The following is a 26,497-nucleotide window of genomic DNA, read 5'->3' as shown; positions in this document are numbered from 1 at the left end:
TGTTAAAATAAATGTACAGAATTGTACATAATGGAAAATCATAATACATCGATTAATTTATTTGCTGATCAAGGCGTTGAAGCGGCTAAATTAATTAACCCTGATGGCAAAGCTCCGATCGTTTTGATCTGTGAGCATGCTTCTAATTTTATCCCACCGTTTTTAAATGACCTGGGTTTAAATCAAGAGGGTTTGGTGTCACATGCAGCATGGGATATTGGTGCTTATGAAATGGCCTGTGAAGTTAGTGAACTGCTTGATGCGCCTTTGATAGCAGCGAATGTATCAAGACTTGTTTATGATTGTAATAGAGCACCTGAGTCAGGCATTGGTATACCTAGTAAAAGCGAAGTTATTGACGTTCCCGGTAATAAAAACTTAAGTGAAGCCGAAATAGATGATCGGGTTAAGCATGTTTATGAACCCTTTCATAAGTTGATAAATAAGACAATTTACAATCCTGATCGCTTGTCACTTTCAGCGCAGCATGCTTCTCCAGCAATCATCACATTACATAGTTTCACACCGGTTTTTTTTGGTGAGGAGCGTTCTGTAGAGTTAGGAATACTACATGATAAAGATGATCGCCTAGCGAAGTTGATGATGCGAGAAGTGAAGAATAGAACTCAATTAAAGGCAGAATTTAACGCTCCTTATGATGTTAGTGACAATGTCATGCATACAATAAATAAACATGCTCAAGATAAAAACTTCATGAATGTGATGATAGAAATCAAGAATGATTTGCTTTCCAATTCATCAGATATTAACGCTATTGCTGTAGATTTAAGCACTTCCATTTACGAAGCTTTAGCAAATGCATAGACGTCTAGCGCTAATTTTTAGGGCTATTATACAAAAGGTGAAAAGATAAAAATGACTGAAACCAAACAACTTACCTTTGAGACTTTAAAGTCTGACGTAAATGATGGAAGTATCGATACTGTTCTGGTTTGCCTTGTTGATATGCAAGGACGCCTGATGGGAAAAAGATTCCATGCTCAAAGTTTTGTTGAGAGTGCCTACCAGGAAACTCACTGTTGTACTTATCTGCTGGCAACAGATTTAGAAATGGAAACTCCTGATGGTTATGCCTCTACAAGTTGGGAAGCAGGCTATGGGGATTATGTCATGAAGCCTGACTTATCTACTTTACGTTATGTGCCATGGCTTGAAGGGACTGCAATGGTTTTGTGTGATGTGATTGATCATAGTACCCATAAACCAGTGCCTCACTCACCAAGAGAAATGCTTAAAGGTCAAATAGCAAAATTATCAAGTCTTGGTTATACGGCATATATGGCAACAGAATTAGAGTTCTTTTTATTCAAAGAAAGCTTTGAAGAACTAGCGAATAGCAACTATAAGCAAATGACGCCTATTGGTGCTTATAACGAAGATTACCATATCTTTCAAACCACCAAAGAAGAAGGCGTCATGCGCCCGCTGAGAAACCATTTATACGCAATGGGTATTCCGGTAGAAGGGTCAAAAGGTGAAGCTGAAGCGGGTCAGGAAGAATTAAATATAAAATATGATGAAGCCCTCGCGTGCGCTGATCACCATATCATCGCAAAACATGCGACTAAAGAAATTGCCTGGCAGCAAGGGCATGCAGTGACCTTTTTACCAAAATGGGATCATACCCGTATTGGTAGTTCGTCACATGTACATCAATCTTTGTGGAAGGATGGAAACTCGATTTTCTTTGATGAAAAATGCGAATTAGGTAAATCCGAAATTATGGATAGTTACATGGCAGGTTTGATAGCCTACGCAACGGATTACACTTATTTTATGGCGCCTTATGTAAATAGCTATAAACGGTTTGCCAAAGGTAGCTTTGCTCCTACTAAAATTGTTTGGTCTGTAGATAACCGAACAGCAGCCTTCAGATTGTGTGGGGCAGGAAGTTCAGCAATTAGAGTTGAGTGTAGAGTGCCCGGGTCGGATATGAATCCATATTTAGCGCAATCAGCAATGTTAGCTGCGGGTATAAAAGGCATTGAAGAAAAGATGAAACTTCCACCAGAATTCACTGGCAATGTTTATAAGGATTCAGAAGCTGAGTCAATCCCAAGCAATTTATATAAAGCCATAGAGACCTTGAGGGCATCGAATATGCTTAAAGAAGCCTTTGGTGAGGAAGTCGTTAAACATTACGTAAGATGTGGCGAAGTAGAAATAGAAGAATTTGAAAAAGTTGTCACTGACTGGGAAGTTAAACGTGGCTTTGAGAGAGTATAAAAATAATGACTAACACTAAGATATTAAAATGCATATCTCCCATTGATGGAAGTTTATATGCAGAGCGTGAAACCTTTACGAGCACTGAAGCTCATGAAGCGGCGAGTCGAGCCAAAGTGGCGCAGGTTGAATGGGCAAAAAAGTCTATTAAAGAAAGATCTGAATTGGTCAATCTGGGTGTTTTAAAATTAGGTGAAATTCAGGAAGAAACAACCATCGAATTAGCCCATCAAATGGGACGTCCCATTCGATATGGTGGTGAATATTCGGGTTTCCAATTTCGCGCAGATACCATGGCCGGCCTTGCCGAAAAAGCATTAGCTCCAATTATTGTTGAAGATAGCGATGCCTTTGTGAGAAGGATTGACCGTATTCCTCTAGGTGTAGTGCTGGTAATCGCACCATGGAATTATCCCTATATGTCGGCAGTAAACACAGTGGTTCCTGCACTCATAGCTGGCAACTCTGTTTTGTTAAAACATTCTGAGCAGACTTTGTTAGTGGGTGAGCGTATAGAAAAAGCGTTTCATGAAGCGGGAATTCCGAAAGATGTTTTTCAAAATGTCTTACTCAGTCATGAAACAACAGGGGAGCTGATTAGTTCTAGTGCTTTTGATTTTGTTAACTTCACCGGCTCCGTAGGTGGTGGCAAGGCGATGGAAATTGCAGCAGCCGGAACTTTTACAGGTGTCGGTACAGAATTAGGCGGTAAAGATCCCGGCTATGTTCGGGAAGATGCAGACCTGGATGCGGCAGTCGATACCTTAATTGATGGTGCCATGTATAACGCAGGCCAATGTTGTTGTGGCATTGAACGCATCTACGTTCATGAGAGTTTATTTGATGCGTTTATAGAGAAAGCCACAGCTATCGTTAAAGGCTATAAATTAGGCAACCCTTTAGACCCAGAAACAACGATTGGCCCAATGGCGACAGTACGTTTTGCTAATGAAGTGCGTGCGCAGATTGATGAGGCGATAGAGCAGGGCGCAAGGCGTTGTGTTGATGTGTTTGCTGAAGATGATGGTGGTGCTTATCTGAGCCCTACAATTTTAATCAATGTTAATCATGATATGAGAGTGATGCGCGAAGAATCATTCGGTCCCGTCGTTGGAATCATGTCGGTCAAAGATGATGCTGAAGCTATTGCTTTAATGAACGATAGCGAGTTTGGTTTAACCGCTTCCATCTGGACTAAAGATGCGGATAAAGCGTATGAGATAGGCTCACAGATTGAAACGGGCACTGTGTATATGAATCGCTGTGATTTTGTAGACCCTGAGTTGTGTTGGACAGGTTGCAAAGATACAGGGAGAGGTGGTGGTCTATCCGTTATTGGGTATCACAATTTAACTCGACCCAAATCATTCCATTTGAAGAAACAATAAGTAGAGTTTTATTCGCCCAATATTTAACCAGAGTCTATAAAAATGCCAACTATTGCCATACTTTTTGTTAAGTACGTAGATAAGTTCAACTATCGGGTTGGGCGTATTGTGATGTATGGAATATTTCTTATGATAGGTATTTTGATGTGGTCGAGTATCTCGAAAGCCGCATTCACCATCCCTGCATTTTGGACCTTGGAAGTCGCGCAATTTGTACTTGTTGGCTATTACTTGCTGGGTGGGGCTTATTCTATACAGCTTGGGTCAAATGTCAGGATGGACTTATTCTATTCCAAATGGTCAGACCGACGCAGAGCGTGGACAGATAGTTTCACCGTACTTCTACTTATTTTTTATCTTGGTGTGCTGTTATATGGAGGAATTGATTCGACCCTCTACGCTATCAAATATCAAGAACTTAGTCCTAGCCTCTGGCGCCCTCTTATGTGGCCTATCAAAGTCATCATGTGTACTGGAATCTTTTTAATGTTACTTCAAGCTATTTCTGAATTGCTCAAAGACATTGCCAAACTTCGTGGAGCGCCAATCAATGTCGTATGAATTAATCGCCTTTTTTATGTTTGCCACCATGATGTTCATGTTGTTTACAGGACAGCGTGTATTTGGTGCAATTGGAGGTGTTGCAGCTATAGCAGCAATCACTTTGTGGGGTACAGGTGGTTCTGATATCCCTTTTGCCGCAGCCATGAAAGTGATGAAATGGTATCCGATGTTGACCTTACCCCTTTTTATATTCATGGGTTATATCCTCTCCGAAAGTAAGATAGCAGAAGACTTATATAAAATGTTCCATGTGTGGATGGGGCCAATCAATGGTGGCCTTGCAATAGGAACCATAGGTTTGATGGTATTGATATCAGCCATGAATGGTTTATCAGTTGCAGGCATGGCAATAGGAGCAACCATCGCCTTGCCCGAACTTCTAAGGCGAGGCTACGATAAACGCATGGTCACGGGAGTGGTGCAAGCTGGATCCTCATTGGGAATACTGGTGCCTCCATCGGTCGTTTTAGTTTTATACGCGATGATTGCTCGTCAACCGGTTGGTCAATTATGGTTGGCTGGTGTAGTGCCCGGTTTAATGATGGCAACCATGTTTGTAATTTATATTTATATACGCTGTCGTATGCAGCCTGAACTTGGCCCAGCTTTACCCAAAGAAGAAATGGAGAAATACACCAAGGCGGAAAAGCGTAAGTTGCTACTAGCGGGTATTTTGCCATTAGTTATTTTCTTCACCATGATGATTCCCTTTGTAAAAGGCTGGACCAGCCTGGTAGAAAGTTCTGCGATTGGTGCGACCACTGCATTTTTGGCCGCTGTTTTAAAAGGCCGAATGACGCGTAAAGTGTTTGAAAACTCCGTTAGAAACACGTTAGCTATTTCTTGTATGTTTATGTGGATCGTTCTTGCAGCCCTGGGTTTTGGCGCTGTATTTGATGGATTAGGTGCAGTAAAAGCGATTGAAGGTTTATTCACCGAGGAACTTGGTTTAAGCCCCTGGACGATTTTAATCCTTATGCAATTGTCATTTATCTTGATGGGAACATTTTTAGACGATACGGCAATGTTAGTCATCGTTGCGCCACTTTATGTACCATTAGTACATGGCCTTGGGTTCGATCTCATCTGGTACGGGGTTCTGTATACCATTACTACTCAAATCGCGTATATGACCCCACCATTTGGTTACAACTTATTCTTAATGCGGGCCATGGCACCCAAAGAAATTACCATGCCCGATATTTATGCATCAATTATTCCGTTCGTGTTAGTCATGACACTCGCTTTAGCGTTGATCATGATCTTCCCTAATATTGCCATGTGGTTACCTAACTATGTGTATGGCAAATAAGGTTTAGCGAAAGAAACGGAAATTAATTACAGCCCTTCAATATTTGAAGGGATAACACGGAGGTAAGGTTTACCTATTTTATTGTTTATTTAATTCACAACACCAGAGGAAAATACGATGACAAGCAGACGTTCATTCATAAAAGCAGCAGGTATAGGCGCTGCTGCGGCGACAGTAGCAGCGCCGGCGATAATTAAAGCCGCGAAACCCATAAAGTGGCGTCTCCAAACTTATTCAGGTGCTCCACTTGGTGCGCATGTAATTAAGCCTCAAATCGAAGCATTTAACAAAGCTGCGAATGGAGAGATGGAGATAGAACTGTTTTACGCTGATCAGTTAGTGCCAACCAATGAGCTCTTTCGTGCACTACAAAAAGGCACATTAGATGCGGTTCAATCGGATGATGCGACCATGGCATCCCCAGCAGATGTGGCTGATTTCGGTGGATATTTCCCGTTTTCAACGCGTTACAGTCTTGATCTTCCCGTATTATTCGAACGTTATGGATTAAATGAAATTTGGCAAGCATCCTATGATGAAATCGAAGGTGTTGAATGGTTAGGTGCAGGTGCTTGGGATCCATGTCATATCTTCACTAAAGACCCAATTCGTTCATTGAAAGATCTCAAAGGAAAGAAAGTATTCGGTGTACCTACTGCTGGAAGATTCTTGGCGCGTTACGGCTTAATACCGGTTACTGTGCCTTGGGAAGATGTTGAAGTTGCGCTACAAACGGGTGAGTTAGACGGTGTTGCGTGGTGTGGATTTACTGAGGCTTATGAAGTTGGCTGGGCAGATATCTGTAATTATGCATTGACCAATAACGTAACTGGCGCATGGTGTGGTTCATACTTCGCAAATTCTAAGAGTTGGGAAAAAGTGCCACCGCATTTACAAGAGCTATTCAAAATTACCATGGATCAATCGCATTACTACCGTCAGGTTTGGTACTGGGGTGGAGAAGCTGATCTTCGTGTGAATGGTGATAAAATGGAACTTACTACCATCCCTAAAGAAGAGTGGGATACAGTTGTAGCTGACGCAGATGGTTTCTGGGATGAAATAGCCTCTAAAAACAAACGTGCTGCTGAAGTGGTTAAAGCATTCAAAAAGTACAACGAAGTCATGGCAAAAGCGGGCGTTCCTTACCGTTACTAAGTCTTTATTCGTTTAATGCAAAAATGATTATGTAAATACACTCTTGGTCTTTGGGATAATTTCAGATTATCTCCAAAGACTAAGATGTCTTTATTAATGATGACCCTAAGCTAAATTCAAGCAAGTCCTGCTTTTTAATAGTTTAACTATCCTTATCAAAAAAAGTGCCCATAAGTAGGGGGGTGGCTTCGCTAAATTTACCTACTGTTAAAACCCTTTCTTATCGCTATCAATCCGCCATAAATCAATTACTTTTCTGTTTTTGCACCATTCTCATCTACTTTATTCAAAGTGAAATTGATAAACACATCAATGTATTGTTCGATAGATTGATTAAGTTTACGAAATATTAACAACTAGGCTATATTTTGAGTAATACTCGGCTAAAAGCTTTAGATACTCATTATCAAAAATGTTACGAAAGAAATATTATGAATAAGACCTTCACTAAATCATTTACACAACAAGAAACTATCCCTGAGGCAGGCATAGAGCGTGCAGTAGAAATACTAAGAGGTGGTCGATTGCATCGTTATAATGTGATTGAAGGTGAGATCTCAGAGGCAGCATTGCTAGAGCAGGAATATGCTCAATATCAAGGGTCTAAATATTGTTTGGCATGTGCTTCAGGTGGTTATGCTTTACACATTGCTCTAAAAGCTGCCGGAATGCAGCCGGGTGAGCCTGTTATTACCAATGCATTTACATTAGCGCCTGTTCCGGGTGCTATTGATAATGCTGGTGGCAAAGTCGTATTAGCCGAGATTGATGAAAACTACTGTGTTGATCTGAAGCACCTTGAAGAGGTTATGCAATCTAGTAACAGTCGCTTTTTTATGATGTCACATATGCGTGGTCATTTAGCTGATATGGATGCAGTAACAGCCCTATGCGATAAATATAATGTGATGCTCATAGAAGACTGCGCACACACCATGGGTGCAAGCTGGAACGGCAAAAAGTCTGGTTCTTTTGGAAAGATTGCATGTTTTAGCACGCAAACCTATAAACACATGAATTCGGGTGAGGGTGGATTGCTCACGAGTGATGACCCGGAAATTATGGCTCGTGCCATCATGCATTCAGGTTCTTATATGCTTTATGAGCGTCATTTAGCCGCACCTGATCCATCAGTGTTTAAAGATATTAAATTAGATACGCCTAATTACAGCGGTCGCATGGATAACCTTCGTGCTTCAATTTTACGCGTGCAATTACCAACGCTGGATGAGAACTGTAAGCGCTGGAATGATCGTTATTATGCCGCGGAACAAGCGCTAGCATTATCTCCTATGATTGAATTAGCGAATCGCCCAGAGCAAGAGTATTTCGTAGGAAGCTCGATTCAGTTCAGAGTGAAAGACATCGATGAAAAACGTATTCCTGATTTTATTCAGCAATGTGCTGAACGTGGGGTAGAATTAAAATGGTTTGGTGGTGGAGAACCTCAAGGCTTTACGAGTCGTTTCGATAGCTGGCGTTATATTGAGGAAACCGCGGAATTACCACAGACGTTGAAGATATTATCAAACACCTTTGATTTACGAATTCCGTTAACGTTTGACCTTGATGACATGACATTGATTGCCAGCATAATTATTGAAGTGCTGGATACGATGCCCCGAAGCTAATCCTCGTAGCGGCAATCAAAGCCAGTATTCAATGATTAAATCCAGGCGAGTATTGAATACTGGGTACTTCTAAAAGTGTTTCTTGATATTTGTCTGTATTAATTCAATAAATCGTATAAATGGCATTTACAGTTGTTGAGTCCCCTTACTATAATTGCCTCCCGATTTTGAATCGCCTAGATCAATATTCTTTGAAAAAGGTTGTTTGAAAAATCTGAAATTCTCAAAGTAGTTTCACGATCCTTGTCTTGAGAGAAGTAAACTACTTTCATAAATCGAAGTAGAGCCAAAGATGGAAAATGTAACAACAGCCAGCCCAGCAACCAATACAAACCGGTTGAAAGATATATTAAATAGTTTTGGTCCAGGAATCATGATGGCCACAGCTGCTGTTGGTGGTTCACACCTTGTCGCATCGACTAAGGCAGGCGCAATTTATGGCTGGCAACTGGCGATCATTATTCTATTGGTAAACCTGTTCAAATATCCATTCTTTAGGGCTGGTATTCAATACACCATGGGAACGGGTAAAAGCCTGATTGAAGGCTACAGCATAATGGGGCGTGGATATCTCTGGGTATACACCATCCTGATGGTTATTGCTTCCATTGTTAGTACCGCTGCTTTATTGATGTTTAGTGCCAGTTTATTTGGCTACTTTTCTCCCTTTGATCTTTCGATAACTGCGAATGCAGGGATTATTTTAACGGTTTGTCTGGCAATCTTGTTTGGCGGGCATTACTCCGCGTTAAGTTCACTGTCTAAAGTAATTATGCTGGTGTTGGTTGTTGCAACGGTGTCTGCCGCTATTATCGCATTCAGTAAAGGGGCTGTTGCTCCAGCAGATTTCCAGTCCCCATCAATCTGGGATATTTCAGCAATCGGATTTATCGTAATCATGATGGGGTGGATGCCGGGTCCAATAGAGGTTTCCAGTCTCACTTCTATGTGGTTAAAGAAGCAAAGAGAAGAGCAGGATGTTTCAGAAAAACAAGCACTGTTTGATTTCAACGTAGGTTATATCGGCACAGCGCTTCTTGCCATTGTATTCCTGGCTCTAGGCGCGTTAGTACTCAATGGAAGTGGCGAAACCTTAAAATCCTCAGGCATTGGGTTTTCCCATCAACTGGTTAGTATGTATGCATCAACGATAGGGGAATGGTCACGATACCTGATTGCTGTTGTTGCTTTCTTTTGTATTTTCGGAAGCACCATTACGGTTATCGATGGATATTGCCGATCATTGTCTGAAGCGCATTTGTTGATTCAAAGGAAGCCTCTGGATCAACGGAAAAACCATATAATTTGGATGTCAGTGGTTAGTGCTATTGCCATGATCGTATTGCTGTTTTTCACCGCGAAGTTAATGACAATGTTAGATTTTGCGATGGTGCTCGCATTTATTACAACTCCCGTATTTGCCTTGTTAAATTACCGCTTGTTAGTAACCTCTAATTTAAAAGGTAAACTCGCGTTAAGCCCATTTATGAAAGTACTTAGTTGGGCGGGGCTCGCTTACTTATTTATCTTTCTGGCGGTATTTATCTGGTGGAAATGGATAATGTAAACGTTGATGTTATCGATGATGATATCGATGCTGAGAAACGGTTAAACGTTAGTTTATAGCTTTTACATGAGTGTTCTATTAAGTCATAGATACCTAAAAAAGTGCCCCCGCAAAGCATAAATTCTAATTACGTTTTAACAAAATTAAAACGTAATATCATTCAAAGGTTGTGGAGCTATAGAAAAGTTAAAGCGGTTTAGTCGCGATAATCGACGTTTGGCTCTCGCCTTCTTGCGTCTTCGAGCCACCACGCATACTAGTAATTAAGAATTTTTCGCCAGTTTTGCTAACACCGCTTACTTTCGCGACAGATCCGCTATTGTGTTTACCCAGCTCTGCGGTGAAGCCAATATCAGCAAGCGCCTTTTCGTAATATTTAACTACATCGAGCGGTGTGCCTTTCGCGGCTATGGTCGCGATAGCTTCCCCACCCCGTTTCTTGGTAGGACGAGAAAACTTCAGACTACCGCTGATATAGCGTGCGTCCGGCATAATCGGTAAATCAAAAGGTAATTTGGCATTGTTAATCTTAGGAGTAACGGCAACATCAGGCTTGGTGGGTTTAACTGGAGCCGTTGCTTTTTCTACGACTGCATTGGGTTTATCCTCCGCGGCACTTTCTTTTTCGCCTCCGCAGGCAACCAGCAACATAAAACAGGGCAGTATCATTAGTGATTTCACGTGAGTCTTCATGATGTTTTCCAAATAAGTGATTTTTGGTTGAGCGGCGTATTTATCGTAATAACACAGTATATATAGCAGAATTTCATGGTTACTTTATTGTGAGCAGATAAATGAGCTTAACCCTATACATTTGCTGGAGCTATTTTTGTTAACGTTCTTGCTATAGAATCTGCCCTCCAATTTTGTTTGTTAGATGTTTTCTAAACGTTAATATTTGATTAACAACACTTTTTCCCTACGTAGCGGCAAAAAACAAATGACAAATAAAACGATAGCAACACACAACGGCAATTTTCATGCAGATGATGTTTTTAGTGTTGCAGCATTAAAAAGTATTTTTCCTCCCTTCACACTGATTCGCACCCGTGATTTAGATAAAATCGCCAAGGCAGATATCGTGATTGATGTTGGTGGCGAATACGATGCAGATGCTGGTCGTTTTGACCACCATCAACGGGGTGGCGCTGGCGAACGCGAGAACGGTATTCCTTATTCTTCATTTGGTTTAATCTGGCAAAAATACGGCGTAGAGATTTGTGGTGGTAATAAAGATGTCGCACATGCAGTTGATACAGGCCTTGTTTCAACCATTGATGCGATCGATTGTGGGCATGTCACTGGTGTTTCTGAAGGTGTTAGTCTGAGCCAAACGATTTCAATGTTTAACCCAACGTGGCAAGAAGATGCACACTTTGATGATTGTTTTGAAGAAGCGGTCGAGTTTGCATCACACGTCTTAAGCCGCTTTATAGCATCCGCAAACGGTGGCATTAGTGCCAGAGAAATCGTGGCTAAAGCGATTGAAAATGCCGAAGACCCACGGGTTATTGTGCTAGAAAAATATACCCCATGGAAAAGAACGGTTCACGATTTATCGGAACGAGCCTTGTATATGGTTTACCCTTCTCAGACAGGTCAATGGAGAATACAAACCGTACCGGTTGAGCCAGGATCATTCGAAGATAGAAAGCCGTTGCCTGCAACATGGGCGGGTTTGTCTGATGGCGAGCTTCAACAAGTAACGGGTATTGAGGATGCGATGTTCTGTCACAATGGTCTGTTTATTGCAGGTGCGGAATCATTTGAAAGCACAATGAAAATGGCGACAATTGCGCTGAGTGATTAATACGCGCTATTGTCAAAAAAATCGCTAATCAGGGAACAATTTAAGGAACAACGGTTTGATAAATACAATTAGAAATCTACCATGGATAGTGTTGATCATCGGCTCATTAACGCTCGGTCTAGCACCTTTTACCCCACAACCTCATCTGTTTGAAAAAATCCAGATGCTGGTGAATGGACAGTTATCCAATGGTGTTGATATTTTTGATCTTTTTCTACACGGCATGTTTCCATTATTGTTAATTACGAAAGCAGCATTTACGTTTATATTCGTTGATAAAAGTAGTGATAAAAGCAGTGATAAAAACAGTAAAGACAATTAAATAAAATCTGGGTTAGGGCTAATTTCTGTAAAGACAGCTCTTAAGTAAAAACTACTCTCAAGCAAAAACAGGGAATAATAAAACATGAAAACTGCACTCATCATCATCGCGATATTGGTCATTTTAGGACTTGCCTCTTTCTTCGTGCTTGGGAAAATGTCGCAAAAAGGAATAGCGCCTGGTTTAGTGGATGGCAAGCTATCAAAGTGTTCTGAAAAGCCCAACTGTGTGAGTAGTGAATATCAGGATGATGCAGAGCATTTCATTCAACCTATCATCCAGCAGGATATCGATACGATTAAAACAATGTCCACAATAGTGTCCACCATTCAAAGTATGGACGGCATCGTATATATCGAAAAAAATAATTACATTGCTGCAATTTTTTCTTCATCGTTATTTGGTTTTGTGGATGATTTTGAAGTCAGAATCGACCCTGATCAAGGAGCGATACATTTTCGCTCGGCATCAAGAGTTGGCTACAGCGATGCTGGTGTGAATAAAAAGAGAGTTGAAACGTTTAAGGAATTATATAAACAGGCGTTGTAAATATTAGCCTTATGGGCTGGCGGAGATAGGTCTTATAAGCTATGAGGATACGTCGAGAACATATTTTGACTTGGTCACGACTTTTCGCGAATGCATCCTAATTCACTGGTACAACGTAATTTAAGGGAACTCTCAATACAGTTTTCATTGCACTTTTATTGCATTTTCATTGCAACTTTCAAGAAAAATACCTATGACTTATAAAAGCACTATTTTGCATAACCCTATCGCCTTCACACTTTTAACACTTAGTACAGTAGTTCTGAGTGTGACAAATTCAGCTGAAGCTCTGCCCAAAACGGACTTTCCAGAGTCATTAGTGGTATCTGATGCTGCTAAAAGTGGCATTCAATCCGCCTGGTATGATGAGGCGACCACGCGCTATGCACACGGCGTATTGGGAGATGCAATAGAAGCGGCAGCGCTTCATGCTAAAACAGTAGATGGTAAGACGTTATCAATCTCTCTAGAAACTGCGCAAGTTTTTGAAGATATAAATCCACGCTTAGCGGATATCGATGGTGATGGACGCAACGAAATCATAACCATTCGCAGTCACAAACAAAAAGGTGCGCAAATAGCGGTTTATGGTATTCGTGAAGCGTCATCAAACACGCTTTCAGTTATTGCCAGCACGCCTTATATTGGGCAATCTCATCGTTGGTTGGCACCAGTTGGAATCGCTGACTTTGATAATGATGGTGCTATGGATATCGCTTATATAGATCGTCCACATTTAGCCAGAATTTTGCGAGTCTGGAGCTATCGTCATGGAAGTCTGCAACAAACCGCGCAAAAATCAGGCTTAACCAATCACAAGATAGGTAATGCTTATATTACGGGCGGCGTACAACGCTGTGGAAATCAATCATCAATGATTACCGTCGATTCAAGTTGGGAGCGAATCATCAAAACCACACTTAAAAATGGTGAATTAACAAGTGAAGACATTGGACCCTACACCGGAAGAGCAAGCGCTACTGCTGCACTGACTTGTCGTTAATTAGAAAAAGGTAGATTGGTGCTAGGTTAATTGGAGATCGGTTAACTAAAGGCTAAAGAGTAAAACTCCAATATCAGGAGTTTTACTCTTTTAAGATATTTAAAAAAAAGTGCCCCAAAGTAGGGGGGTGCCATACAGGTTAGTTTATTGCGTAGCTTTATCGCCCCAGATGGATTTCAGGCGTTTATCTCGACCACAACTGTATCTGTAGTATTTATATTTCACTGGGCTTTTCTTGTAGTAATCCTGATGGTAACTTTCTTTACCTTTGATCGGCCAGAACGTTGAAGCGTTTAAAATCGGTGTAACAATATTCTGTGATGCAAACTGAGCCTGAATATTCTTTTTAGACTCTTCAGCTATCTTCTTTTCAGTTTCATTAGCAACAAAAATAGCGCTTAGGTATTCAGATCCTTTGTCACAAAACTGTCCTCGAGCATCGAACGGATCAATATTCACCCAGTAGTAATCTAAAATTTCTTTGTAACTCACAATCTTAGGATCATAAGTGATTTCAACCACTTCGTAATGACCTGCATGATCGCCATTATAAGTTGGGTTCTGTGATGTGCCGCCGCTAAAACCAGAAACAACATCAGTCACGCCTTTTAGTTTTTCAAAGTCTGATTCCATACACCAGAAACAGCCACCAGCTAATACGGTTTTATCGGCAAAGGCGCTGGAGGTACCAAAGATAGATAGAGCTAGAGTAGCCGCTAAAGTCGTAGACAGCGCAAGTCGAGGTATTAAAGCACCCAGTGTTTTCTTCATAGTGTAAACCTATAGATTAGTTATGAACTGTATACGCTATGTTAATAAATATAGATGCATGCAGTGGCTAAATTCGACAACAGACACATAGAATAAGTTTCTCACAAATCATATACGCAATAGTTAACTAAGCGTCTGTTTGGCTAATCTTGAAGGCACCCCCCTACTTACAGGCGTTTTTTTTATGGTAGGTTTAAATCAATAAAGCGTGATTTCACTGTCTATACCCGTTGTTATTTCTTCAGGGAGTACTTTCCTTCACAAAGGTCATATTGCAGAGGCATTATTGCATAACAGGGAAGCCCATTTTTTCGACCATTTTTAACCACGTTTTTCTCCACCCGCCTTTTTGATCTACAGTGTCTAAAGCGTACATTGTCACTTTTGCACCGATCCATCGGAAAGGTTCAGGCGGGATGTAACTTGGTAGAGTATTTGCGAAGGTTAGTTTACTCGCCTTGGTTTCTTTGCCGTCCAGGATATCTAAGCCAACTTTGGCGCCAAATCGTGTTGCCGTTACCCCAAAGCCCGAATAACCTCCTGCGTATATCATGTCGCCATTATGGTAACGCTGATAATGGACTGCCATTCTTGTGGTTAAGGCTATTGGACCACTCCATGCGTGCGAGATTTGTACCGTCTCTAAGGATGGGAATGTCTTGTGGAAATTTTCCACAAGCATAATGAACGGGTCTATCGAGTTATCTAGTTTCTGGTCTGTATTATTGTTAAAGAAGTAGTTTAATCTGCCACCGAATAGCACTCGATTATCGGCAGTTAAACGCATGTAATTTAGTTGAGTGCGGGTATCATAAATACCTTGTCTATTCTCCCAGCCGATAGATTTCATCTGTTCTGTGGAAAGGGGTTCAGTCATTACGATGCGATCACGAATGGCAGAAACACGTTTGTGTATCTTTTTATTGCATGATTTAAACGCATTGGTCGCCAAAAGTACTTTTGGTGCTGTGACTGTTCCATTTGGAGTCGTTACAACAATACCTTCGTGCGTTTTTGTGTTGCTTTGCATTGGGGTATTTTCGAATATCTTTACGCCTAAATTGAGAGCTGTGCGTTTAAGACCCCATGCTAATTTTGCAGGATGTACTGTCCCAGATCGTTTTTTAGACCAGAGTCCACCATGGAATAATGGCGAATGAATTTCTTTTTGAATTTTATCTTTATTTAATAGGTGTGCGTCATGTCCGTACTTTTTGTAAAGCTGATATTCTGACTCGATATCAGGTATACCTTGTTCGCCTACAGCAACGGTTAATTCTCCGCCCCATTCCAGATCGCAATCGATCTTATAACGTTCGATAGCTTCTTTAAATCCATCCAGGTTCTCTTTGCCTAGTTCTTCTAAAACATCCATATCATTAGGAAAAAGGCGCTGAGCATTTTCCATTCCGTGCATCACAGATGTCGATAATATGGCAGCAGGTCTGCCCGATGCGCCTATTGCTATAGAGTCTGCTTCAATAATCACGATATCTCTATCAGGTTGTGCCTCTTTGGCGTGAATAGCAGCCCACAGGCCTGTAAATCCTGCGCCTACTATTAATAGGTCTGTTGTGAGTTCTTCAGTCAAGGCTGGCAACTCAGGAGGTTTTCCCTCAGCATCAAGCCAAAATGATCCAAATTTGGCAGTGGAAAGTGCTTGGCGTGCTTTCTGTTGGCTGTTCATGGTGAAACTCCGCGTATATGTACTTCTTGTTTATTTAAAACAAGTAAGAAAGTGTTTTGGTTTAACTTTTAGGTTGGTGTTTTATCAGTTGGCGATCGTAATATTTTTAACGCCTAAGTAGGCATTCAGCCCCCATGGGCCTAATTCTCTTCCGATGCCACTTTGTTTGAAGCCACCCCAGGTGGTTTGTGGATAGATGACTTGAGGTGCGTTAATCCAGATATGCCCAGCCTCTATTTGAGAAGCAAAATATTCAGCTTTCTCGGCATCTTTACTGACAACGGTGGCTACTAATCCGTAGTGAGTGTCATTGCTCAGTGCGATGGCTTCTTCATCAGTTGTGAAAGTTCGTGTCGCTAACACCGGGCCAAATATCTCTTCGCGCCAGATAGGGTGATCTTGAGGTACATCTTTGTAAACGGTAGGTTCGACGAAATAACCCTTTTGTTGTTTAGCATTACCGCCCACTAGGCATTCGATTCGATCATCTTTAGCCATCTGAAAGTATTTTTGTACCTGTTTAAGTTGGGCTTCGCTTGTTAGAGGTCCCATTTCTATATCTGCTTCATTAGGTGAGCCAATATTCATCTCTTTTGATTTCTCAACGACGCCGTTAATGACTTGATCGGCAATACTTTCATGCACAATAAGGCGCGAAGTTGCAGAGCACATTTGGCCACAGTTGAAGAAAATTCCAGCGCATACAATCTCAATAGCCAGATCTATATCGGCGTCTTTGAGGATAACTATGGGTGATTTTCCGCCAAGTTCTAAGGAGACGGGTAAAGTGCGAGTGGACACATCAGACATAATCATGGCGCCTACCTGGTTCGAACCTGTAAATGATATTTTTTGTAAGCGTTGATCTTTCACTAGAGCAATTCCAGTCTCAGCCGCGCCGACAACCAGGTTTAATACCCCAGCCGGGAGATTGGCTTCAATAGCGATATCACCATACACCAATTCGATTAATGGTGTGACTTCTGAATTTTTCATCACCACCGTACAACCCGCCGCTAAAGCGGGTGCTATCTTCCAGGCACTGGTAACAAGGGGGAAATTCCAGGGAACGATCAACCCCACTGGGCCGACTGGTTCTAATCGGGTCTTTGCAGAGAAGTCATTATCAGGTAACTCAACAGCGGTATTTTGCTGTTGATCCAGATTTTCAGCCAATGTGGCGTAATATTTGAAACAACTTATTGCATCTTCTACGTCGATTTCTGCTTCAAACGCTGGTTTTCCGTTATTTTTCATCTGCAGTTGCATTAACTCATCTTTACGACTTGTTAACCCTTCTGCGAATTTATTTAGATAGAAAGCGCGTTGTTTACCACCCAGATCTCTCCAGCTTTTCCATGCTGTGGTTGCAGATTCTACAGCGCTGGATACATCTTCAGCACTGGCGCAATTCAATGTCGAGAAAATTTCTGCTGTCGATGGATCAATCACATTTATTGTTTTATCAGAAGAGGCTGAATGCCATTCTCCTGAATAAAATAAAGGCTGCTCGCGCTGGGTTAATGCGTCTAAATTCATTACGGTACCATTCATTTGCTATATCATTTTTTAGGTATGATGTTTTAAAACATCTACATACTATTTTTTGCCACTTGCTCCTGGCAAAGCGCAAAGCATTTCATAGAGTAGGTTTGCGCCAAGCATCGCTGTGATGCCTGAGTTATCATAAGCTGGAGCGACTTCAACGAGGTCTCCTCCAATAATATTCATACCATGGCATCCTCGAATGATTTCAAAGGCTTGAATCGACGTCAGTCCGCCGGGTTCCATAGTGCCTGTGCCGGGTGCAAATGTAGGATCAAGACCATCTATGTCGAATGAAATATACACAGGGCCATCGCCCATCTGATCACGTACTTCTGCCATTAAAGGCTCTAAAGATTTATGCCAACAATCTTCAGCTTGCACTACTCTAAAACCCTGATCTCGAGACCAATCGAAATCATCAGCGGAATAACCCGTTGTTCGTAAACCTATTTGTACAACGCGTTTAGCATCAAGAATGCCTTCCTCCATCATGCGGCGGAAGGGGGTGCCGTGTGCAATTTTTTCACCAAACATGGTGTCATTAATATCGGCATGCGCATCAACATGCACCACACCAATTGGGCCGTGTTTCTTGCTTAAGGCGCGAAGGATTGGAAGTACAATCGTGTGATCACCTCCCATTGTTAATGGAGCTGTGTCATGAGACGCAACTTCATCATAGAACTTTTCGATAATATCTACGGACTTTAATAGGTTGAATGTATTGATTGGCACGTCGCCAATATCAGCAACCTGTAAGGAATCAAAAGGGGAGTAGCCTAGCCTCATGCTATAAGGCCTAATCATCGATGATTCTGCACGAATCCCTTTAGGGCCAAACCTTGCGCCTGCTCTATTTGAAGCGCCAATATCTAACGGAACCCCTATAAAACAAGCATCAAGCCCTTTCGCGGAATCTTGAGAAGGTAGGCGCATCATTGTGCCTGGTCCTGCAAAACGTGGCATGTCATTGCCACCTAAAGGTTGGTTGTATTTCATAATTATTTCCCTGCTAAAAATTAGTGTTTTATTGTTGGAGATTAATGTTCTTGCTTCTGGTTTTTGAAAGCGAATATGGCCAGCGCTGCAATGACAAGCGAGATAGATACAACAATGATTGTTGCGAGTGCATTTACATCGGGCGATACAGCAATTTTAACTTTCGAGTAAATCAGCATAGGCAAGGTTGTTGAGCCCGGTCCTGAAGTGAAACTAGCTATAACCAAATCATCGAACGAGAGGATAAAAGCGAGCATCCAACCCGCAGCCAAAGAGGGTGCAATTATCGGCACAGTCACATAGAAAAAAGTTTCAAAAGGCGTTGCTCCCAAATCTGCAGAAGCTTCTTCTAGGCTTTTATCGAGAGCATATAAACGTGATTGCACGACTAGAACAACAAATGCCGCAGTGAAGGTAGTATGCGCAATAACGATAGTAGCTATTCCTCTTTGTTGTGGCCATCCTAAGAACTCCTTAAAGGAGATGAAAAGGAGTAACAACGAGATACCGGTAATGACTTCAGGCATAACAAGCGGTGCTGAAACTAAACCGGAAAACATTGATCGTCCTCTAAATTTTCCCATTCTGACTAATACAACAGCTGCTAGAGTGCCAATAATTACGGCTCCTGATGCGCTGAGAAAAGCAACTTTAAAACTGATCCAGGCAGCATCTAATATCTGTTGATCTTGTAATAATTTTCCATACCATTCTGTTGAAAAACCACCCCAAACAGCGCCTCGTTTTGAAGCATTGAAGCTGTAAAAAATTAAAATGAATATCGGGATATAGAGAAAACTAAATCCAGCGAATAATGATATTTTTAGAAATCTAGACATGATTATTCTCCTGAGGACTTAGCTTGCTGGTTTTGGAATAACATGATGGGTATGATCAGTATCGCTAGCATTACAATGGCAACAGCACTAGCAACAGGCCAATCACGATTGGCAAAGAATTCATCCCAAAGTACACGTCCGATCATTAATGTCGATTCGCCTCCGAGTAACGAGGGGATCACGAACTCACCGACAGCGGGGATAAATACCAACATGCATCCTGCTACTATCCCTGAAACTGAGGCAGGTAAGGTAACTGTTAAAAAAGCTATTGCAGGGCTTGCACCCAAGTCTCTTGCGGCTTCTAGCAAGCTTTTATCTTGTTTTTCTAAAGCAGCATAAAGTGGCAGTATCATGAAAGGTAGGTATGCATAAACAATACCTAAATACATCGCGAACTCAGTTTGAAGCAATACAATGGGTTCATCAATCACACCAATGAACATAAGTATCGTGTTAATTGTTCCATCCGTTCTGAGAATACCAATCCAGGCATACACTCTAATCAATAAGCTGGTGAAAAAAGGAAGCATTACTAATAGTAATAGTGCTAGCTGTAAGCGCTTGTTAGCTCGAGTAATTGCGAGTGCCATTGGATAGCCAATGAGCAAAGTTATCAATGTTGAAAAGAAGGCGATTTTTATAGAACTAAGGTATGCAAGTAGATATAAATTATCTTCAATAAGGTAACCATAGTTAGAGAGCCTTAAGGTAGAAATCAGAGTCTGTTCATCGCCGTCATATTCAAACAATGGAGCGATAGGAGGACTGGCAATAATAGATTCTGAAAAACTAATTTTAAGGACATAGAAAAGAGGGAGCAGGAAGAAAATCAGGAACCAGATATATGGAATACCGATAATGGTTTTCTTACCTAAACTATCTTTACTAAATAGAGATAAAAATCGTTTCATGGGTTACTCCTAGCGAGTGAATATATTGCTTGAACGAGCAGGCCATTCTACGCGCACGGTATCATTCTCTGAGATGTCTGCTTTGGCCGAGAGGTGCGTATTGGATTCCGTTATGGTTACTTCGATACCTGCTTCTAGTTTGACCACATACACTGTTAGATGTCCCATATAAGCAATGCTAGTCACAACGCCAATAAAAGGGTTTTGCATTCCTGGTTTACCTTGTGGATCGGAGAATATTTCCATCTTCTCAGGTCGTACGGTAACAACCACAGGCTGGTCGTCTTCGAAAGGTAGTTCAGTACTCACTTTGACATGCATATCGATATCTTTGAGTTTTATGTCGCAAAGACCGTCATCAGAAGTTGAAACGATACGTCCTTTGAAATGATTGAGAACACCTAGAAAGTTAGCAATGAAAAGATCATTAGGTTGTTCGTATAATTCTCTAGGAGGACCGACTTGTATAATTCGACCTCTATCCATAACACCAATACGATCTCCGAGGGTCATCGCTTCTTCCTGATCATGGGTTACAACAATAAAAGTGATACCTAGCTCTTTTTGAATTTTCATTAATTCAAATTGAGTTTCTTCGCGAAGATTTTTATCTAAAGCACCGAGAGGTTCGTCTAACAAAAGTACTTTTGGGCGTTTAACTAATGCACGAGCAAGCGCTACACGTTGACGTTGGCCACCTGATAGTTGATCGGGCTTACGCTTAGCAAATTCTGATAATTTCACCAAACTTAGCATCTCTGCGACACGTGTTTTGATTTCCTGTTTAGCAGTGCCTTCACGTTTAAGGCCATACGCAACATTGGCTTCAATAGTTAAGTGTGGAAACAAAGCATAAGATTGGAACATCATGTTCACGGGTAAGTGATTCGGTGGCACCCCATTTACACTGTCACTGTCTATTAATATATCTCCAGAAGTGATTTCTTCAAATCCAGCAATCATACGTAGTAGTGTTGATTTGCCGCTTCCCGACCCACCTAGTAAGCAAAAGATTTCTCCCTTGCCAATCTCAAGTGAAACGGAATCAACTGCAGTGTAATCACCGTATTTCTTGGTTACGTTGTTGATTGATATAAAATCTTCTTGATAACTTTGTGGCGTTTTCAAAACGGTATTTCCTCTATCTATTCTTGGTGTTTAGAGTCCTAAACTGAATGTTTTGAACTCTAAAAATAAAGCTGCAAACTATCTTCCTGTTTTTACTTTTGTCCACGCTCGAGTACGAAGACGAGTAGATTTTTTAGCTAAAGCCACATCAGGAAATAATTTTGCACGGACGTCTTCAGGAGGGAAAATATTAGGGTCAGAGGTTATGTCTTTGTCTACAAATTCTAGAGACGCAGTGTTGGCGTTTGCATAAAAGATGCCATTCGAGATCTCTGCAATGACCTTAGGACGCATCATGTAATCAATAAATTGGTGTGCTTCCTTAGTGTTAACAGCATCTGTAGGAATCACCATGGAATCAAACCACATCATTGTTCCTTCTTTAGGGATGCTGTAGCTAATCTCTATGCCTTTTCCACCATTGCTTGCGGCATCAGCGGCGATACCTGCATCTCCGCTATACATCAGAGCCATACAGATCTCACCTGTAGCAAGATCGTCAATAGGCTTAACTGAGTTGAAGTAACGGATATTGGGACGAATCGAGGTCACGAGCTCTTGAGCTTTTTTGATATCTCCTTTTTTAGAAGAGGTTGGATCAAGTCCCAAGTAGTTCAACGCTACGTTTAAAACTTCACCAGGGGAATCGAGTATCGCGATACCGCAGTCTGCAAATTTAGCTGAGATTTCTGGCTTGAAAATAATATCCAGGCTATTCAAGGGAGCATCTTTCATTCGCTTTTCGATTAAAGCTTTGTTGTAAGCAATACCTACTGTTCCCCACATATAAGGAATAGCATGAGCATTGTCCGGGTCATGACCTGCAAGTACTTTCATTAACGAAGCGTCAAGGTTTCCCTTGTTCGTTAGTGACTCCTGATCTAATTTCTGGAGTAATTTAGCCCCAACAAATCTTTCTACAACTGGTCCAGCGGCAAAAACCACATCGTAGCCTGCACCTCCCGTTAGTATTTTGGTTTCCATAGATTCAAGAGAATCGTAAGTGTCGTAAACGACTTCTATGCCTGTTTCTTTAGTGAAATTAGCAAGCGTATCTTCACCCATATATTCAGCCCAGTTAAATACCTTGAGTTCTGAGGCAAATGCAGGAAAAACCATACATGACGTTAATGCTATTGCTGTTGTGATTTTATTCCAGTGTTTCATTTAATAAATCTCCTGAGATTGATGTGATTTAGAGAGGTTAAAAGTGTCCTCAAAGCCTAGTTCATGATATTTATTTTGTATTTTTTAACGGTGTTTAAAAAATTCAGCATAGAAAATTATTCAAACGTTATCTATTAATGACAAAATACATCAGTTTTAAAAAAAGTGACTCGTCTATAAAACTAATACTTTACTAAACATGTACAGAAGCATAGATAAAGATTTATGATCTTTAAATTAGAAAATTAGGTTGGTATACATCGAAAATTATCGATGTATACTGCCAGCACAGAATTAGACTTTTATTGTTAGAATATTTGAGTATCTATAATTACAGTTAGTTGACTAAAGACTAAGCGGGTTATATGTTTACACGGTTACATCCATCAGAAATTAATCTATTACGTATATTTATCACCGTCACAGAATGCAAGGGTGTTGCGCTCGCTTCTCAAAGATTAGGCGTTGCTCCTTCGACCATTAGTACACAATTGTTGCAACTTGAAAGCCGCCTGGGAATGAAACTATGCAACCGAGGCAGGAGTGGGTTCTCAATGACCCCAGAGGGGGAGCATGTTCAGGTTGAAGCCACTAAGATATTCGAGCAAATGCAGCGTTTTAATCAACACATTGGTAACCTCAGCGGATCACTGGTTGGGGAGTTGACGCTAGGTATTGTAGATAATTCGATCACAAACAAGCATCTTGATGTTGCAACAATTTTGCGGCTTTTTCAGGAGCGCTACCCAAATGTCAAAGTAACCGTCAAGATTAGTTCTCCTGAAGATCTTGAGCAATCAGTACTAGATCGTAGATTTGATATCGGCATTGGAATCCGTGAGCAGAGTCTTTCCGAGCTTCAATATGTGAAGCTATTCGACGAGCAAGAAGTGATTTGCTGCAGCAAGTATCACCCCCTGTTTAATTTAGATGATAAGCAGATGGAGTATCATGATCTAACTCAATCCCACTGGGTATCTGATTATTACAGGCTGCCTAAAAATATTCCTCAGGCAATGCACCCATTCACAACCTCTTACACTTACAACATAGAAGCCAGTTTACATCTTATCTTTGCAGGGAAGCATTTAGGTACTTTACCTAAGCATTATATTCAGCGCTGGGTTGATGAAGGGACATTAAAGATATTAAGAGAAGATATCTTTTCACATTACCTTCAGTTCTCACTGATCACACATGATAAACGTAAAAATAATGCAATCATTAAAAGTTTCACCTCGGTAGTTAAGAAAGTGCAAGAAAATATAAAAGATAACACTGAGCACTAGTGGGTGTCTTTGCAAGGCAGGCTGAGCCAGTTAACTAATTAAATATATTCTTAATCCATTCTTCAAAAAGCCTGGCGCGCAACGACCGTTTTTCTGGTTTATCCGATAGTAAATAGTAGCTATCGAGTTCGGGGATGGTTTTATCCAGTAACTGTATGAGTCGTCCTTCGAGTAAATCCTGATGAACTTCCAGGCGATTGCAAAGCGCAATGCCATATCCGTCTCGGGCTGCACTGAGTGTAAGATTGGTGTTAAAAAAATGTATGTTTTTAGTATTTTCTGGTGGCGTAATATTCATGCTGGAAAACCAGCGAGACCAGTTTTGTAAACCTTCATGAAGTAAAGGGAAGTTCGTTAAATGTCTCGGTTTACTAACGGTGTTTTTTTTGTGCACCAGTCGAGGGCTGCACACGGGAAAAATATCGAGAGAGGTTAGTTCTTCCACCAGACGATTGTCTTCGATAGGTTTTCCATAACAAATTGCAATATCGATTTCTCTGGGGATTTCTTTTTGCTGTGGCTTTATCTCAACCGTATGAATATCAATCAGTGGGTAGCTTTGATGAAATTCGCTGATTATGGGTGCAGCCCAGTTAGCTCCTGCGGTTTGAGTGCATCCTATGACAAGTCTTCCAGATAAACTATCAGAATCCAGATGTTGCGCACCATCCAGAATACGATCAAACCCTTCTGTGACAGCTTTGAGTAATCTTTCTCCTGAGTCAGTCAGCTGTAGGCGATTATTCGAACGCGTGAATAGCTTTACGCCTAACTCTTTTTCTAATGCACGAATATGATGACTGATGGCTCCTTGAGTCACGCCAAGGTCTTCGCCTGCCTGCCCCATGTGTAAGCGGTGGCCTGTACTTTCGAAAGCTCTGAGCGCCGAAAGTGGCATTGTTCGTTTATCTAGCAAGGGGTTCTCCTTATGAGAAATATTAGTAGGAAAAGTTAAAATAACTCGTTTGCTACTAAAAATATTGATCACTATACTCGATTTGTCAAGTGCAGATGCGCCAGTCCTAACTTTATTGAATTGGTTCACTGCACATTTGTCATCAGTTATTCAATTTATTGTGTGTTACGGAAAGGAAAAGATATGTCGATACAATTACAAGACCCGTCATTGTTAAAAACCCAAGCCTATATTAATGGTCAATGGGTTGAATCTGATGATAATGAAACGATTCAAATTACAAATCCCTCTACAGGCGAGATAATTGCAGAAGTAGCTAGTTGTGGAGAAAGGGAAACCAATCGCGCGATAGAGTTTGCAGAAGTAGCCATGCAAAGCTGGAAACAAAAGCCAGCAAAAGAGAGAGCAAATATCTTACGCAAATGGTTTGAGCTAGTGATGGAAAATCAGGAAGATCTGGCTCAGATTTTAACCGTAGAGCAGGGAAAGCCGATCGCAGAAGCACGTGGTGAAATTGCTTATGGCGCTAATTATATTGAATGGTTTGCTGAGGAAGCAAAGCGTGTTTACGGCGATACTATTCCTGCGCCAGCAGGCGACAAACGCATAGTATGTATCAAACAGCCGATAGGTGTGGTTGCCTGTATTACACCGTGGAATTTTCCTAATGCGATGTTAGCGAGAAAGATTGCACCTGCACTGGCAGCTGGTTGTAGCGTTGTTTGTAAACCTGCGAATGAAACGCCACTTTCTGCATTAGCGTTAGCAGTACTTGCTGAAAGAGCGGGCATTCCGGCAGGTGTTATCAATATTCTTTGTGGAAAAACCATAGAGATAGGAAAAGCACTGACACAGAGCCCAATTATTCGTAAATTGACATTTACTGGTTCAACAGCAGTAGGAAAACTGCTTATTCAGCAATGTGCGAGTACCGTGAAAAAGACCACTATGGAACTTGGCGGTAATGCACCGTTTATTGTATTTGATGACGCCGATATCGATCAGGCTGTTCAAGGCGCTATCGTTTCTAAATACCGTAATGCAGGGCAGACCTGTGTATGCGCGAATCGTATTCTTGTCCAGGAAGGCGTTTACGATCAGTTTGTTGCAGCATTAGCGAAAGCGGTTGAAACATTATCTGTGGGTGACGGTTTGAAAGAGGGTGTATCTATCGGCCCATTAATCACCAAAACAGCCATCGACAATGTACACAGTCTGGTAAAAGATGCCGTGGAAAAAGGCGCAAACCTCGTGGCTGGCAGTGATATTGAAACAGCTCCTGAAGATTGTTTTTACCAACCTGCTATATTGACGGATGTCTCTGAAGATATGCGCGTATTCAGGGAAGAAATATTTGGTCCTGTTGCTCCGATCTTCAAATTCTCTAGCGAAGACGAAGCGGTTGCGATGGCGAATGACACTGAGTTTGGTCTTGCCTGTTACTTCTATACACAAAACCTAGGTCGTATCTGGCGTGTGTCAGAAGCTTTGGAATATGGCATGGTTGGCGTAAACGAAGGTATTATCTCTAATGAAATGGCACCATTTGGCGGTGTTAAAGAATCTGGCAACGGTCGAGAAGGTTCGAAATACGGACTTGATGATTATCTGGAAATTAAGTACATCTGTATGGGCGGTTTAGCTTAAACAAAACTGGTTAACAATTAGCATTGAGCATCTTAAAGAGT

24 protein-coding genes are annotated in these 26,497 nt (G+C 41.3%); 14 read left to right on the top strand and 10 right to left on the bottom strand.

Going from position 1 to position 26,497, the window contains the following annotated elements; genetic code table 11:
- The first annotated feature begins 30 nt into the window (after nt 1-30).
- The 8 genes from OO007_RS10550 to OO007_RS10515 all read left to right on the top strand — a co-directional run bounded on the left by OO007_RS10550 (nt 31) and on the right by OO007_RS10515 (nt 9,867).
- Complete coding sequence (locus OO007_RS10550) at nt 31-825, top strand: N-formylglutamate amidohydrolase (protein WP_325808770.1); 795 nt, start codon at nt 31-33, stop codon at nt 823-825.
- Between the two features lie 51 nt (nt 826-876).
- Nucleotides 877-2,247, top strand: coding sequence for a glutamine synthetase family protein (locus OO007_RS10545; RefSeq protein WP_325808769.1), 1,371 nt, complete (start codon nt 877-879; stop codon nt 2,245-2,247).
- Nucleotides 2,248-2,252: 5 nt separating this feature from the next.
- Nucleotides 2,253-3,635 carry an aldehyde dehydrogenase family protein gene (locus OO007_RS10540; protein ID WP_325808768.1) on the top strand — a complete coding sequence of 461 codons (1,383 nt, stop codon included), beginning with the start codon at nt 2,253-2,255 and terminating at the stop codon, nt 3,633-3,635.
- Between the two features lie 42 nt (nt 3,636-3,677).
- The gene (locus OO007_RS10535) at nt 3,678-4,196 is read left to right on the top strand and encodes a TRAP transporter small permease subunit (RefSeq protein WP_131907577.1); all 519 of its coding nucleotides are present in this window, start codon (nt 3,678-3,680) and stop codon (nt 4,194-4,196) included.
- The gene (locus OO007_RS10530; protein WP_131907576.1) at nt 4,186-5,511 is read left to right on the top strand and encodes a TRAP transporter large permease; all 1,326 of its coding nucleotides are present in this window, start codon (nt 4,186-4,188) and stop codon (nt 5,509-5,511) included. Before OO007_RS10535 ends, OO007_RS10530 begins: the two co-directional genes overlap by 11 nt.
- 117 nt (nt 5,512-5,628) lie before the next feature.
- Nucleotides 5,629-6,669, top strand: coding sequence for a TRAP transporter substrate-binding protein DctP (gene dctP / locus OO007_RS10525; RefSeq protein ID WP_131907575.1), 1,041 nt, complete (start codon nt 5,629-5,631; stop codon nt 6,667-6,669).
- 431 nt (nt 6,670-7,100) lie between these two features.
- Nucleotides 7,101-8,300: a DegT/DnrJ/EryC1/StrS family aminotransferase gene (locus OO007_RS10520; RefSeq protein WP_325808767.1), complete on the top strand. Its 1,200-nt coding sequence runs from the start codon at nt 7,101-7,103 to the stop codon at nt 8,298-8,300.
- Between the two features lie 292 nt (nt 8,301-8,592).
- Nucleotides 8,593-9,867, top strand: coding sequence for an NRAMP family divalent metal transporter (locus OO007_RS10515; RefSeq protein ID WP_325808766.1), 1,275 nt, complete (start codon nt 8,593-8,595; stop codon nt 9,865-9,867).
- Between the two features lie 186 nt (nt 9,868-10,053).
- Here the strand turns inward: OO007_RS10515 and OO007_RS10510 are convergent, their stop codons facing one another.
- Entirely contained in the window at nt 10,054-10,560 is a 507-nt protein-coding gene (locus OO007_RS10510; RefSeq protein WP_325808765.1) for a hypothetical protein, read from the bottom strand.
- Between the two features lie 247 nt (nt 10,561-10,807).
- Between OO007_RS10510 and OO007_RS10505 the strand changes: the two genes are divergently transcribed.
- The 4 genes from OO007_RS10505 to OO007_RS10490 all read left to right on the top strand — a co-directional run bounded on the left by OO007_RS10505 (nt 10,808) and on the right by OO007_RS10490 (nt 13,551).
- Complete coding sequence (locus tag OO007_RS10505; RefSeq protein WP_325808764.1) at nt 10,808-11,677, top strand: MYG1 family protein; 870 nt, start codon at nt 10,808-10,810, stop codon at nt 11,675-11,677.
- Nucleotides 11,678-11,732: 55 nt separating this feature from the next.
- Nucleotides 11,733-11,999 (top strand): hypothetical protein, encoded by a 267-nt coding sequence (locus OO007_RS10500; RefSeq protein ID WP_325808763.1) that lies wholly within the window; start codon nt 11,733-11,735, stop codon nt 11,997-11,999.
- Between the two features lie 84 nt (nt 12,000-12,083).
- On the top strand, nt 12,084-12,548 hold the full coding sequence (locus OO007_RS10495; protein ID WP_131907554.1) for a DUF1499 domain-containing protein: 465 nt from the start codon (nt 12,084-12,086) through the stop codon (nt 12,546-12,548).
- Nucleotides 12,549-12,741: 193 nt separating this feature from the next.
- A complete protein-coding gene (locus OO007_RS10490; protein WP_325808762.1) occupies nt 12,742-13,551 on the top strand; it encodes an FG-GAP repeat domain-containing protein in 810 nt (269 codons plus the stop codon).
- A gap of 144 nt (nt 13,552-13,695) precedes the next feature.
- On the opposite strand, the gene msrA is transcribed toward OO007_RS10490, so the two are convergent.
- From msrA to OO007_RS10450, 8 genes are all read right to left on the bottom strand, one after another.
- The gene (gene msrA, locus OO007_RS10485) at nt 13,696-14,322 is read right to left on the bottom strand and encodes a peptide-methionine (S)-S-oxide reductase MsrA (protein ID WP_325808761.1); all 627 of its coding nucleotides are present in this window, start codon (nt 14,320-14,322) and stop codon (nt 13,696-13,698) included.
- Nucleotides 14,323-14,605: 283 nt separating this feature from the next.
- Nucleotides 14,606-16,009, bottom strand: a complete 1,404-nt coding sequence (locus OO007_RS10480; RefSeq protein ID WP_325808760.1) for an NAD(P)/FAD-dependent oxidoreductase — start codon at nt 16,007-16,009, stop codon at nt 14,606-14,608.
- Nucleotides 16,010-16,093: 84 nt separating this feature from the next.
- Nucleotides 16,094-17,563, bottom strand: coding sequence for an aldehyde dehydrogenase family protein (locus tag OO007_RS10475; protein WP_325808759.1), 1,470 nt, complete (start codon nt 17,561-17,563; stop codon nt 16,094-16,096).
- Nucleotides 17,564-17,608: 45 nt separating this feature from the next.
- Nucleotides 17,609-18,556, bottom strand: a complete 948-nt coding sequence (gene speB / locus OO007_RS10470; RefSeq protein ID WP_131907549.1) for an agmatinase — start codon at nt 18,554-18,556, stop codon at nt 17,609-17,611.
- Between the two features lie 41 nt (nt 18,557-18,597).
- Nucleotides 18,598-19,395 carry an ABC transporter permease subunit gene (locus OO007_RS10465; RefSeq protein ID WP_131907548.1) on the bottom strand — a complete coding sequence of 266 codons (798 nt, stop codon included), beginning with the start codon at nt 19,393-19,395 and terminating at the stop codon, nt 18,598-18,600.
- 2 nt (nt 19,396-19,397) lie between these two features.
- A complete protein-coding gene (locus tag OO007_RS10460) occupies nt 19,398-20,309 on the bottom strand; it encodes an ABC transporter permease subunit (RefSeq protein WP_131907547.1) in 912 nt (303 codons plus the stop codon).
- Between the two features lie 9 nt (nt 20,310-20,318).
- The gene (locus OO007_RS10455; protein ID WP_207907154.1) at nt 20,319-21,437 is read right to left on the bottom strand and encodes an ABC transporter ATP-binding protein; all 1,119 of its coding nucleotides are present in this window, start codon (nt 21,435-21,437) and stop codon (nt 20,319-20,321) included.
- 78 nt (nt 21,438-21,515) lie between these two features.
- Nucleotides 21,516-22,604: a polyamine ABC transporter substrate-binding protein gene (locus OO007_RS10450; protein ID WP_131907545.1), complete on the bottom strand. Its 1,089-nt coding sequence runs from the start codon at nt 22,602-22,604 to the stop codon at nt 21,516-21,518.
- A gap of 365 nt (nt 22,605-22,969) precedes the next feature.
- Between OO007_RS10450 and OO007_RS10445 the strand changes: the two genes are divergently transcribed.
- On the top strand, nt 22,970-23,893 hold the full coding sequence (locus tag OO007_RS10445; RefSeq protein ID WP_325808758.1) for a LysR family transcriptional regulator: 924 nt from the start codon (nt 22,970-22,972) through the stop codon (nt 23,891-23,893).
- A 34-nt stretch (nt 23,894-23,927) separates the two neighbouring features.
- Here the strand turns inward: OO007_RS10445 and OO007_RS10440 are convergent, their stop codons facing one another.
- Nucleotides 23,928-24,809: a LysR substrate-binding domain-containing protein gene (locus tag OO007_RS10440; RefSeq protein WP_325808757.1), complete on the bottom strand. Its 882-nt coding sequence runs from the start codon at nt 24,807-24,809 to the stop codon at nt 23,928-23,930.
- A gap of 183 nt (nt 24,810-24,992) precedes the next feature.
- Here OO007_RS10440 and OO007_RS10435 point away from each other — a divergent pair, with 183 nt between their 5' ends.
- Entirely contained in the window at nt 24,993-26,456 is a 1,464-nt protein-coding gene (locus OO007_RS10435; protein ID WP_325808756.1) for an NAD-dependent succinate-semialdehyde dehydrogenase, read from the top strand.
- Nucleotides 26,457-26,497: the final 41 nt, after the last annotated feature.

Source organism: Cocleimonas sp. KMM 6892, assembly GCF_035798195.1.
Lineage (GTDB): Bacteria > Pseudomonadota > Gammaproteobacteria > Thiotrichales > Thiotrichaceae > Cocleimonas > Cocleimonas flava.
The sequence above is the reverse complement of the archived record's forward strand: the minus strand, read 5'-3'. Positions and strand labels throughout refer to the sequence as shown.